We start from the raw sequence: 12,355 nt of genomic DNA, 5'->3' as shown, positions 1-12,355 counted from the left end.
GCCGTCCTCTTCGTCGTCTGCTGCGTCGTCTGGTGCTGCGTCGTCTGTGTGGGGGGTCAGGTTCTCGCGGCGGTGAGCCGGGACAGCGAGTGCAGCGGGATCATCAGCCAGTTCGGCCGGTTGCGCGCCTCGTAGACGCACTCGTAGACCGCCTTGTCCGCCTCGAAGGCCCGCAGGAGGGGGGAGTCCCCGCACGGGTCGATGCCGCTGGCCGCCGAGTAGCCGGCGCAGAACGCGCCGCGGTTGCGCTCGGCCCACTCCTGCGCCCGGTAGGCGCGCTGGGGGTCGTCGGGCTGCTCCACGAGCATGTGCCGGGCGGCGTAGTCGAAGCTGCGCAGCATCCCCGCGACGTCGCGCAGCGGGCTGTCCAGCTGCCGCCGCTCGGCCAGGGGCCGGGCCGGCTCGCCCTCGAAGTCGAGCACCACCCAGCCGGTCGCCGTCCGCAGCACCTGGCCCAGGTGGAAGTCGCCGTGCACCCGCTGGCGCACCACCTCCTCCGGGCTGTCGGCCACCGCGGCGTACACCGCGCGCAGGCTCTCCAGGTGCTCCTCCAGCTGCGGGACGACGGCCAGCGCCGCCTCCAGCCGGTCGGTCATCGCCCGCGCGGTGGCGGCGAACCACTCCCGGTCGGCCGGCTCGGTGTCCAGGACGCGGGCGAGGTCGGCGTGCACCGAGGCGGTCGCCGCACCCAGCCGCTCGCTGTCGGCGGCGAAGTCGCCCCCGACCTCGTCGGCGTGCAGGTCGCCCTCGGCGTAGAGGTCGCGGACGCTGGCGGTGGCCAGCCGCCACCCGTCGCTGGCGCCGCGGACGAAGGTCTGCAGCATCGCCGCCGTGGCCGGCTCGCCGCCGTCGGGGTCGTCGATCTCGATGTACCCGAGCAGCGGCGCGATGTGCGGGTTCTCCGTCTTGCGCAGCGCCTGTCCGATCTCGACGTCCGGGTTGAGCCCGGGCTCGAGCCGGCGGAACAGCTTGAAGATGGCGTCCTGGCCGTAGACCAGCGAGGTGTTGCTCTGCTCGGTCGAGACGACGTCACCCGGCACGCCCTCGGGGATCGGCGCGACCCCGGCGGGGTGGAAGTGCATCGGCCCCACCGTCGAGGCGGCGACCAGGTGCGTCAGCCACGGCGGGGTGGCGTCGCGGTCGCGCATCGCGTCGTAGGCGTAGTTCTCCCGGTCGGTGCCGTCCGCGCCCTTGGCCGGGACGGCGCCCACGAGCGCCGAGGCCAGCTCCTCCTCCGGGTGCGCCCGCCACGACAGCGGCACCAGGTAGGTCTCGACGGCGCCGTCGGCGTAGGTCACCCGCACGCGGTGCACCGACAGGACCGGCTCGGACCGCGAGAGGAAGAAGCCCTCCTCGGTGACGTCGGCCCACTCCCGGCCCTTGCCACCGAACCAGCGCTGGTGCGGCATCCACTCGCGCAGGACGTCGGCCAGGGCCTTGCTCATTCGGGTGCTCCGCTCATCGGGGTCCTCCGCTGCTGGGCGGGACGTCGTCGCCGGTCCGGGTGTCGCTGTCGCCGGGGATCTCCTCGGCCTCGCTGACCAGGCCGGCGGCCAGCAGCGAGTCGGCGACCGGGCTGGTGGCGGCCTCCGGCTCCGCGGCCGGCTCCTCGACCGGCTCCACCGGCTTGGCCAGCTCGAACCAGTAGAAGCCGTGCCCGGCCAGGGTCAGCATGTAGGGCAGCACGCCGATCTGCGGGAACTCGACCCGGCCGGTGAGCTCGATGGGCGTGTAGCCCTCGAACCGGCGCAGGTCCAGCTCCACCGGCTGCGGGAAGCGGGACAGGTTGTTGACGCACAGCACCACGTCGTCGCCGAACTCGCGGACGAACGACAGCACCGTGGGGTTGCGCGACCCGACCTCCTCGTAGCTGCCCAGGCCGAAGGTCGGGTGCTCCTTGCGGACGGCGATCATCCGGCGGATCCACTGCAGCATCGAGTTGGTGTTGCGCAGCTGTGCCTCGACGTTGGTGGTCTGGTAGCCGTAGACCGGGTCCTGGTTGAGCGGCAGGTACATCCGCTGCGGGTCGGCGGTGGAGAAGCCGCCGTTGCGGTCGGGCGTCCACTGCATCGGCGTGCGGACGCCGTCGCGGTCACCGAGCCAGATGTTGTCGCCCATGCCGATCTCGTCGCCGTAGTACAGGACCGGCGAGCCGGGCAGCGAGAGCAGCAGCGCGTTGAACAGCTCGAGGGTGTTGGTGTCGTTCTCCAGCAGCGGCGCCAGCCGACGGCGGATGCCGATGTTGGCCTTCATGCGGGGGTCCTTGGCGTACTCCGCCCACATGTAGTCGCGCTCCTCGTCGGTGACCATCTCGAGGGTCAGCTCGTCGTGGTTGCGCAGGAAGATGCCCCACTGGCAGTTGTCGGGGATCGGCGGCGTCTGGGCCATGATCTCCGAGATCGGGAACCGCTGCTCCCGGCGGGCGGCCATGAACAGGCGCGGCATCACCGGGAAGTGGAAGGCCATCTGGCACTCGTCGCCGTCCTCGCCGAAGTACTCGACGACGTCGGCCGGCCACTGGTTGGCCTCGCACAGCAGCACGCGGTCGGGGTAGTCGGCGTCGACCACCTTGCGCACGTGCTTGAGGAACTCGTGGGTGCGGGGGAGGTTCTCCCCGTTGGTCCCCTCCTCCTCGAACAGGTAGGGGACCGCGTCCAGCCGGAAGCCGTCGATGCCCAGGTCCAGCCAGAAGCGCAGGGCGTCGATGATCGCCTCCTGCACCTTCGGGTTCTCGAAGTTGAGGTCCGGCTGGTGCGAGAAGAAGCGGTGCCAGAAGTACTGCTTGCGCACCGGGTCGAACGTCCAGTTGGACGACTCGGTGTCGACGAAGATGATCCGTGCGTCGGCGTAGCCGGTGTCGTCGTCGGCCCACACGTAGAAGTCGCCGTAGGGGCCCTCGGGGTCGCTGCGGCTGGCCTGGAACCAGGGGTGCTGGTCCGAGGTGTGGTTCATGACGAAGTCGATGATCACGCGGATGCCGCGGGCGTGGGCGGCGTTCAGCAGGTCGCGGAAGTCCTCGATGTCGCCGAACTCCGGCAGCACCGCGGTGTAGTCGCTGACGTCGTACCCGCCGTCGCGCAGCGGCGAGGCGAAGAACGGCGGCAGCCAGAGGCAGTCGACCCCGAGCCACTGCAGGTAGTCGAGCTTGTCGATCATGCCGCGGAGGTCGCCCACGCCGTCGGCGTTGCTGTCGGCGAAGCCGCGGACGAGCACCTCGTAGAAGACGGCGCGCTTGAACCACAGCGGGTCGGTGCCGCGTGCGGGCAGGCCGGATGCGCCGCTGTCGGGAGCGGGCACGGGGAGCGTCATCGGTGCGGGAAGCCCTCGCTGGTCGTCGGTGCTGGGGAAGGGGTCAGGAGACCGGCGGCGGCCAGGTCACCGGCCGGGGCAGGTGGACCGAGAACACGTGCGCCGGCTCCCAGTAGGGGTCCAGCTCCACGTAGTTGAACTGGCCCCAGTCGTAGCGGGCGCCGGTGATCTCGTCGGTGACGCCGAACCGCTCGTGCCAGTCCAGCCCGAGGGTCGGCATGTCCAGCGCCGTCGTCCCGATCTGCCGGTTCTGGCTGTCGAGGGCGCAGACCACGAGGACGGCGTCCTGCGACCCCGGGTCGGTCTTGGAGAAGCAGATGAGGTTCGGGTTGTCGACCGGGTGGAACCGCAGCGTCCGCAGCTGCTGCAGCGCCGGGTGCGCGCGGCGGATCTCGTTGAGCCTGCGCAGGTAGGGCGCCAGGCTGCGGCCGGCCGCCTCGGCGCCGGCCCAGTCGCGCGGGCGCAGCCGGTACTTCTCGCTGTCGAGGTACTCCTCGCTGCCCGGCCGCACCGCCACGTGCTCGTAGAGCTCGAACCCGGAGTAGACGCCCCAGGTCGGGCTCATCATCGACGCGAGCACCGCGCGGATCTTGAACATCGGCGGGCCGCCGTACTGGAGGCTCGCGTGCAGGATGTCCGGGGTGTTCACGAAGAAGTTCGGCCGCATGTAGTGCGCGTTGGTGGCGAGCTCGCGGCCGTACTCCTCGATCTCGCCGCGCGCGGTCCGCCACGTGAAGTACGTGTAGGACTGGGTGAACCCGATCCGCGCCAGCTGGTGCATCATCGCCGGCCGCGTGAACGCCTCGGCGAGGAAGAGCACGTCCGGGTCGGTCTCCTTGACCTTCCAGATGAGCCAGTGCCAGAAGTCCAGCGGCTTGGTGTGCGGGTTGTCGACCCGGAAGATCCGCACGCCGGCGTCCATCCAGACCCGCACCACCCGCAGCACCTCGGCGTAGATGCCCTCGGGGTCGTTGTCGAAGTTGACCGGGTAGATGTCCTGGTACTTCTTCGGCGGGTTCTCCGCGTAGGCGATGGTCCCGTCGGGCTTGGTGGTGAACCACTCCGGGTGCTCCTTGACCCACGGGTGGTCCGGCGCGGCCTGCAGCGCCAGGTCCAGCGCCACCTCCATGCCCAGGCCGCGGGTGCGGGTGACGAAGGCGCGGAAGTCCTCCATCGTGCCCAGCTGCGGGTGGACGGCGTCGTGGCCGCCCTCGTCGCTGCCGATCGCCCACGGCGAGCCGACGTCGTCCGGGCCGACCTCGTGCGGGTTGCCGCCGGGGAACTGCGGCGTGTTCGGGCCCTTGCGGTTGACCTTGCCGATCGGGTGGATCGGCGGCAGGTAGACGACGTCGAAGCCCATCTCGGCGACCGCCGGCAGCCGGTCGCCCGCGGTCTGGAACGTGCCGTGCGCGGGGACGCCGCCGACGACGGGGCCCTCGGAGCGGGGGAAGAACTCGTACCAGGAGCCGTAGAGCGCGCGCGGCCGGTCGACCCACACCTCGTACTCCGGCGTGGGGGTGACCAGCTCGCGGACCGGGTGCTCGTCGAGGTAGCGCTGCACCCCGGCGGCCAGCGCCGGCGCGACCCGGTCGGGCAGCGTGCGGGAGGTGTCGCGCAGGGCCGCGACGGCGTCGCCGAGGCGGCCGCGCCACTCGTCGTCGGCGCCCTCGGCGACCCGCTCGAGCAGCCGCGCGCCCTCCTCGAGGTCGTTGGCCAGCTCCCCGGGGCCCTGGCCGGCCTCGATCTTCACCTCGACGGCGTGGTGCCAGGTGGCCAGCGGGTCGCTCCACGCCTCGACCCGGAACGTCCAGCGCCCCTCCCGGTCGGGCACCACGGTGGTGATCCACCGGTCGGGCTCGGCGCCGAAGCGGCGCATGCGGTTGAGGGGTCCCCGGGTGCCGTCTGGAGCGGTCCAGACGACGTCGGCCGCGACGGCGTCGTGGCCCTCCCGGAAGACGGTGGCGGTGACCGGCAGGTGCTCGCCGACCACGGCGCGGGCCGAGAACGACCCGCAGGACACGACGGGGGCGACATCGGTGATGCCGAGGCGGAGGTCAGCGCGGCGAGTCATCCCGGCCACGCTATCCACCTCCGGCACCGGTCACACCTCGGCCGCCGAGACGTCCCCGGCCGGGTGCCCGGCCCCCGGCTGTGTGGTGCGCCCGACCTGTCCGGACGCGCCGTGCTGGCTAGGCTCCCCGCGTGCGAGCTCTGCGTCGGTTCACCGTCCGGGCGGCCCTGCCCGAGGCCCTCATGCCGCTGTCCCAGCTGGTCATGAACCTCCGCTGGTCGTGGCACCCGGAGACACGCGACCTGTTCGAGGCGCTGGACCCGGAGTTGTGGCGGACGTGCAACAACGACCCGGTGAAGGTCCTGGGCGAGGTGTCGGCCGAGCGGCTGGCCACGCTGTCGACCGACCGCCGGTTCCTCCGCCGCCTCCAGGACGTCGTCGACGACCTCGACGACTACCTGTCCTCGGAGCACTGGTACCAGTCGCTGGGCCCCGAGGCGCCGCGCAGCATCGCCTACTTCTCCGCCGAGTTCGGCATCACCGAGGTGCTGCCGCAGTACTCCGGCGGCCTGGGCATCCTCGCCGGCGACCACCTCAAGGCCGCCTCCGACCTCGGCGTCCCGCTGATCGGCGTCGGCCTGCTGTACCGGGCCGGCTACTTCGAGCAGGGGCTGTCGGCCGACGGCTGGCAGCTGGAGCACTACCCGTCGCTGGACCCGCACGGCCTGCCGGTCAAGCTGCTGCGCCAGCCCGACGGGTCCGCCGTCGTCATCACCGTGCCGCTGCCCGAGGGGCGCACCCTGCACGCGCACGTGTGGCGGGCGCAGGTGGGCCGGGTGTCGCTGCTGCTGCTCGACAGCGACATCGAGGAGAACGCCCCGGCCGAGCGCGGGGTCACCGACCGGCTCTACGGCGGCGACGAGGACCACCGGCTGCGCCAGGAGATGCTCCTCGGCATCGGCGGCGTCCGGGCGCTGCGCGCCTACTGCCAGCTCACCGGCACCCCGCAGCCGGAGGTGTTCCACGCCAACGAGGGCCACGCCGGCTTCCAGGGCGTCGAGCGGATCCGCGAGCTCACCGAGTCGCACGGGCTGTCCTTCGCCGAGGCGCTGCAGGCCGTCCGCGCCGGCACGGTGTTCACCACGCACACGCCGGTGCCCGCCGGCATCGACCGGTTCCCGCGGGCGCTGATCGAGCGGTACTTCGCCGGGTTCGGCGTCCCGCTCGAGCACCTCATCCCGCTCGGCGCCGAGGACGACCCGACGAAGTTCAACATGGCGCACATGGGCCTGCGGCTGGGGCAGCGGGCCAACGGGGTCAGCCGGCTGCACGGGCACGTCAGCCGGTCGATGTTCAACCCGCTGTGGCCCGGCTTCGACGAGGCCGACGTGCCGATCACCTCGATCACCAACGGCGTGCACGCGCCCACCTGGACCGCCCGGGAGCTGGTGGAGCTGGGCACCCAGACCTCCAGCGACGGCGACCCGTTCGAGGGCACCGGGCCGGCGTCCTTCGACGGCGTCGACCGGATCCCGGCGCTGGAGCTGTGGAACACCCGCCGGATGCTGCGCGGCCGGCTGGTCGAGGAGGTGCGCCGCCGGCTGCGCGAGACGGCGCGCTCCCGCGGCGCGGCCGAGGCCGAGGTGCGCTGGACCGAGACCGCCTTCGACCCCGACGTCCTCACCATCGGCTTCGCCCGCCGGGTGCCCTCCTACAAGCGGCTGACCCTCATGCTGCGCGACCCCGACCGGCTCCGGGCCCTGCTGCTCGACGAGCAGCGGCCGGTCCAGCTGGTCATCGCCGGCAAGAGCCACCCGGCCGACGACGGCGGCAAGCAGCTGATCCAGCAGATGGTGAAGTTCGCCGACGACCCCGCGATCCGGCACCGCATCGCGTTCCTCCCCGGCTACGACATCGGGATGGCCCGCTACCTCTACTGGGGCTGCGACGTCTGGCTGAACAACCCGCTGCGCCCGCTCGAGGCCTGCGGCACCTCGGGCATGAAGGCCGCCCTCAACGGCGGGCTCAACCTCTCCATCCGCGACGGCTGGTGGGACGAGTGGTTCGACGGCCAGAACGGCTGGGCGATCCCGACCGCCGACGGCGTCACCGACCACGAGCGGCGCGACGACGTCGAGGCGCGGGCCATCTACGACCTGCTGTCCACCCAGGTGCTGCCGCGGTTCTACGAGACCGACCGCGACGGCATCCCCACCCGCTGGGTCGAGATGGTGCGGCACACGCTGCGCGAGACCGGCCCCAGGGTGCTCGCCACCCGGATGGTGCGCGACTACGTCGAGCGGCTGTACGTGCCGGCGGCGGGCTCGTCGCGGACCATGGCCGACGGCGGGTACGCGCCGGCCCGGGCCGAGGCGCAGTGGCGGGCGCACCTGCTGGAGAACTGGGCGGGCGTGCGGGTCGCGCACGTCGAGGCCACCGGCGCCGGCGACACCCCGGAGATCGGCTCGACCCTGGCGCTGCGCGCGGAGGTGGAGCTGCCGCACCTCACCCCGGCCGACGTCGAGGTGCAGGCGGCCTACGGGCGGGTCGACGACGCCGACGGCCTGCACGAGGTGACGACGGTGCCGATGCGGCACGAGCACACCGAGGGCTCGCGGCACTGGTTCACCGCGACGCTGCCGCTCGAGCGCACCGGCGCGTTCGGGTACACGGTGCGCGTGCTGCCGCACTCCGAGCACCTGGCCGACCCGGCGGAGCTGGGCCTGGTGCGTTCGGCGTAGCCGGAGGCTCATCCGTCACGCCGGTCGCAGCGTCCCCACGGGCGGCGTGGCGGTGCGGCCGGACCACGCACGGCGGCGCGCGGTCACTAGGCTGGCGCGCATGCCCGACCGCTGTGAAGTCCTGCCCGGAGACGCCCTCGTGGCCCGTCGCGGCGGGGGACTGCTCTGGGTCGACGCACCCGGCTCGCCGGCCCTGGTCGCCGCCCTGCACGCCTGCCTGGGCGTGTCCGGCCCCGGCGCCGACCGCGTCCTCGCGGCGGTCGCCGCCCAGGTGCCCGCGCTCGGGGGCGGCTCGGCCTCCTTCGCGCTCGTCCTCGTCGACACCAGCGGCGGCACGGGCACCGGCGTCGCGCTGTGGTCCGGCAAGGGCCAGCCGGCCGTCGACGGCGTCCCGGTCTCCGGCCAGCCGGCCGACGGGTGCAGCCTGGCCGCCGGGTTCCCGCTCGGCGCCACGCTCTACGTCGGCCCGGGCCAGGCCACCCCGCAGATGCCGCCGGGCGTCGCCTACGACCTCGTCGAGGGCGCGGTCCCCGGCGCCGGCGCGCTGCTGCAGCTCGCGGCGGCCTCCTCCGCCCCGGCCGCCGTCCCGCCGGCCACCCACACGCCGGCGTCGTCGTTCAGCGCGGGCTCGGACGCGGGCTTCGCCGCCGCGCCGTCCTTCGGCGCCTCGGTCGGGTCCTCGGCGTCGGGGCAGGGGTCCACCCGCGTCGACGACGGCGGCGAGGAGACCGCGTTCTGGAAGCCCGACGCCGCCGCCGCGCCGGTGCTGCGCTTCGACGACGGCCTGGTCGTCACCGTCGACGAGGACCTCGTCCTCGGCCGCCGCCCCGACAGCCACGAGCTGGTGACCGCGGGCAACGCCCGGCCGGTGCCGATCGCCGACACGCAGAACGTGCTGTCCTCGGCGCACGCGGCCATCCAGCGCTCCGGCCGCGAGGTCACGCTCACCGACCTCGGCTCGCTCAACGGCACCCACGTCGCGGGCCCCGAGGCCACCGAGTGGACCCAGCTCGAGCCGGGCGTCGCCCACCCGCTCTCCGACGGCGACCGCCTCCTGCTCGGCTGGACGGTCATCACCTACGAGCAGCCCCAGGACTGAACGACACGGCGAGAGCCCCGGTCCACCGCGGACCGGGGCTCTCGTCGTCTGCGGGGCCGTCCTGGCTCACCGGAACGCGTCCTGGCTCGGCGTCGGCGGTGAGCCGGGACGCCGCACGATCAGCTCACCTGGTCGTGCGGGCGGCGCAGGACGCGCAGCAGCCAGACGGTGCGCGGCGGCACCACGATCGCCCCGGGCGCGACCACGGCCGGCCGCGGCGGCGCCCCGGTCGGGTACTCGGTGCTCAGCACGAGCTCGTAGCCGTCGGACCACGGCGCCCCCGGCAGCTGCACCGTCGCCGGCTCCGGCCCGGCGTGCAGCTGGACGAGGTAGGAGTCGTCGACCACCGGGCGGCCGCGCTCGTCGCGGTGCCGGATGCCGCGGCCGTCGAGGTACATGCCGACCGTCTGCAGGCCGGTGTCGAACCAGTCCGCGGTGGTCAGCTGCCCGCCGCCGGGGGCGAACCAGGCCACGTCGCGGGTGCCGCCGGTGCCCGGGATCTCGTGGCCCTCGAAGAACGCCTCCTGGCGCAGCACCGGCGAGTCGCGGCGCACCCGCAGCAGCCGGCGGACGAACGCGAGCAGGTCCCCGTCGGCGGTGTCCCAGTCGATCCAGGACACCGCGTTGTCCTGGCAGTAGGCGTTGTTGTTGCCGCCCTGGGTGCGGCCGAGCTCGTCGCCGGCGGTGAGCATCGGGACGCCGGTCGACAGCAGCAGCGTCGTCAGCAGGTTGCGCACCTGGCGCGCGCGCAGCGCCTGCACCCCCGGGTCGTCGGTGGGCCCCTCCACGCCGCAGTTCCAGTTGCGGTTGTGGCTCTCGCCGTCCCGGTTGTCCTCGCCGTTGGCCTCGTTGCGCTTGCGCTCGTAGGTGACCAGGTCGGTGAGGGTGAACCCGTCGTGGGCGGTGACGAAGTTGACGCTGGCGAACGGGCGGCGCCCGTCGGAGCGGTAGAGGTCCGAGGAGCCGGTCAGCCGGTAGGCCAGGTCGCGCACGCCGACGTGCGAGCCGGCCCACACGTCGCGCACCGTGTCGCGGTAGCGGCCGTTCCACTCGGTCCACAGCGGCGGGAAGTTGCCCACCTGGTAGCCGCCCTCGCCGATGTCCCACGGCTCGGCGATGAGCTTCACCTGGCTGACGACGGGGTCCTGGTGGACGACGTCGAAGAACGCCGAGAGCCGGTCGACGTCGTGGAAGGACCGGGCCAGCGCGGCGGCGAGGTCGAACCGGAAGCCGTCGACGTGCATCTCGGTGACCCAGTACCGCAGGGAGTCCATGAGCATCGCGAGCACCTGCGGCCGGCGGACGTCGAGGGTGTTCCCGCAGCCGGTGTAGTCGGTGTAGCGGGCCCGGTTCTCGCCGTTGAGCCGGTAGTAGCCCCCGTTGTCGATGCCCTTGAGCGACAGGGACGGCCCGGTGTGGTCGCCCTCGGCGGTGTGGTTGTAGACGACGTCGAGGACCACCTCGATGCCGGCCGCGTGCAGCGCCTTCACCATCGCCTTGAACTCGGTGACCTGCGCCCCGCCGGACCCGGCCGAGCTGTAGGCGGCGTGCGGGGCGAAGTAGCCGAGGGTGTTGTAGCCCCAGTAGTTGGTCAGCCCGCGGCGCAGCAGGTGCGGCTCGCTGACGAAGTGGTGCACCGGCAGCAGCTCGACGGTGGTGACGCCCAGGCCCACCAGGTGCTCGACGAACGCCGGGTGCGCCAGCCCCGCGTAGGTGCCGCGCAGCGCCGGCGGCACGCCCGGGTGGCGCATGGTCGCGCCCTTGACGTGCACCTCGTAGACGACGGTGTCCGACCACGAGGTGGCCGGCCGCCGGTCGCCGTCCCAGGGGAAGGAGTCGTGGACGACGACGCCGCGCGGCACGTACGGCGCGGAGTCCCGCGGGTCGGCCGGGCCGGTGTCGGGGCCGTCGGCGCGGTAGGCGAACAGCGCCGGGTGCAGCGTCAGGTCGCCGTCGACGGCACGGGCGTAGGGGTCCAGCAGCAGCTTGGCGGCGTTCCACCGGTGGCCGGCGCCGGGGTCCCAGGGCCCGTGCACCCGGTAGCCGTAGCGCTGGCCGGGGCCGACGCCGGGCAGCCGCCCGTGCCAGACCTGGTGGGTGGTCTCCTGCAGCCGGTGCCGGTGCTCGAAGCCGCCGTCGTCGAACAGGCACAGGTCGACGGCGGTGGCGCCGGCCGACCACAGCGCGAAGTTCGTGCCGGTGCCGTCCCAGTGCGCGCCCAGGGGAGCGGGGGAGCCCGGCCAGACCTCGACGTCCTCGCTGGTGGTCACCGGGCGATCGTGCCAAGACCGCCACCTCCCCGGGTGCAGGCGGGCGGGTTGGTTGGATGGGGTCGTGTCCAGCAGTGCCGCCGTCGGCGGAGCAGAACCGGTCGTCGAGATGCGCGGCGTGGACGTCGTCCGCGGGCAGTCGCACCTGCTGCGGGGGGTGGACTGGCTCGTCCGGCCCGAGCAGCGGTGGGTGGTGCTCGGCCCGAACGGCGCGGGCAAGACGACGCTGCTGCAGCTGGCGGGGGCGCACATGCACCCGACGCGCGGTGAGGTGCGGCTGCTGGGCGAGACGATGGGCGCGGTCGACGTGTTCGAGCTGCGCCCGCGGATCGGCCTGACCAGCGCGGCGCTGGCGCAGCGGATCGAGGCGGGGGAGCGCACCGGCGACGTCGTCCTGTCCGCCGGGTACGCGATCGTCGGCCGCGCGCGGGAGCGCTACGACATCCACGACCTCACCCGCGCCGCGACGCTCATGCAGCAGTGGGGCGTGCAGCGGATCGCGCACCGGCCCTTCGGCACCCTCAGCGAGGGGGAGCGCAAGCGGGTGCAGATCGCCCGCGCGCTGATGCCCGACCCGGAGCTGCTGCTGCTCGACGAGCCCGGCGCGGGCCTGGACCTCGGCGGCCGCGAGGACCTGGTGGGCCGGCTGTCGGACCTCGCCACCTACGTCTACGCCCCGGCGCAGGTGCTGGTCACCCACCACGTCGAGGAGATCCCGCCCGGGTACACGCACGCGCTGCTGCTGCGCCGGGGCGCGGTGGTGGCCTCGGGTCCGCTGGAGCAGGTCATCACCGCCGGGCTGCTGTCGGAGACGTTCGGCCTGCCGCTGGCGCTCGAGCGTTCCGACGGTCGCTTCACCGCCCGTCGCCGGGGTGATGCGCGGCCCTCTGGTTAGGGTCCAGGCGACGACGTCGTCCCCCCGCTG

7 protein-coding genes are annotated in these 12,355 nt (G+C 73.3%); 3 read left to right on the top strand and 4 right to left on the bottom strand.

Annotation, left to right across the window (positions count from 1 at the left end):
* Positions 1 to 56: 56 nt before the first annotated feature.
* From ACI79L_RS06185 to ACI79L_RS06175, 3 genes are read right to left on the bottom strand one after another with little or no spacing between them, the layout of a single operon-like run.
* A complete protein-coding gene (locus tag ACI79L_RS06185) occupies positions 57 to 1,445 on the bottom strand; it encodes a maltokinase N-terminal cap-like domain-containing protein (protein WP_456935922.1) in 1,389 nt (462 codons plus the stop codon).
* A 13-nt stretch (positions 1,446 to 1,458) separates the two neighbouring features.
* Positions 1,459 to 3,297: a maltose alpha-D-glucosyltransferase gene (gene treS / locus ACI79L_RS06180; RefSeq protein ID WP_456935921.1), complete on the bottom strand. Its 1,839-nt coding sequence runs from the start codon at positions 3,295 to 3,297 to the stop codon at positions 1,459 to 1,461.
* A 55-nt stretch (positions 3,298 to 3,352) separates the two neighbouring features.
* Positions 3,353 to 5,380, bottom strand: coding sequence for an alpha-1,4-glucan--maltose-1-phosphate maltosyltransferase (locus ACI79L_RS06175; RefSeq protein ID WP_456935920.1), 2,028 nt, complete (start codon positions 5,378 to 5,380; stop codon positions 3,353 to 3,355).
* A 131-nt stretch (positions 5,381 to 5,511) separates the two neighbouring features.
* Between ACI79L_RS06175 and glgP the strand changes: the two genes are divergently transcribed.
* Entirely contained in the window at positions 5,512 to 8,061 is a 2,550-nt protein-coding gene (glgP, locus tag ACI79L_RS06170; RefSeq protein WP_456935919.1) for an alpha-glucan family phosphorylase, read from the top strand.
* 100 nt (positions 8,062 to 8,161) lie between these two features.
* Positions 8,162 to 9,160 (top strand): FHA domain-containing protein, encoded by a 999-nt coding sequence (locus ACI79L_RS06165; RefSeq protein WP_456935918.1) that lies wholly within the window; start codon positions 8,162 to 8,164, stop codon positions 9,158 to 9,160.
* A 119-nt stretch (positions 9,161 to 9,279) separates the two neighbouring features.
* On the opposite strand, the gene glgX is transcribed toward ACI79L_RS06165, so the two are convergent.
* The gene (gene glgX, locus ACI79L_RS06160) at positions 9,280 to 11,430 is read right to left on the bottom strand and encodes a glycogen debranching protein GlgX (RefSeq protein ID WP_456935917.1); all 2,151 of its coding nucleotides are present in this window, start codon (positions 11,428 to 11,430) and stop codon (positions 9,280 to 9,282) included.
* Between the two features lie 64 nt (positions 11,431 to 11,494).
* Here glgX and ACI79L_RS06155 point away from each other — a divergent pair, with 64 nt between their 5' ends.
* The gene (locus tag ACI79L_RS06155) at positions 11,495 to 12,325 is read left to right on the top strand and encodes an ABC transporter ATP-binding protein (protein ID WP_456935916.1); all 831 of its coding nucleotides are present in this window, start codon (positions 11,495 to 11,497) and stop codon (positions 12,323 to 12,325) included.
* Positions 12,326 to 12,355 lie beyond the last annotated feature (30 nt).

The organism is Geodermatophilus sp. SYSU D00684, assembly GCF_054050455.1.
Note: the sequence above shows the minus strand (reverse complement) of the source record. Positions and strands in the feature narration are given on the sequence as shown.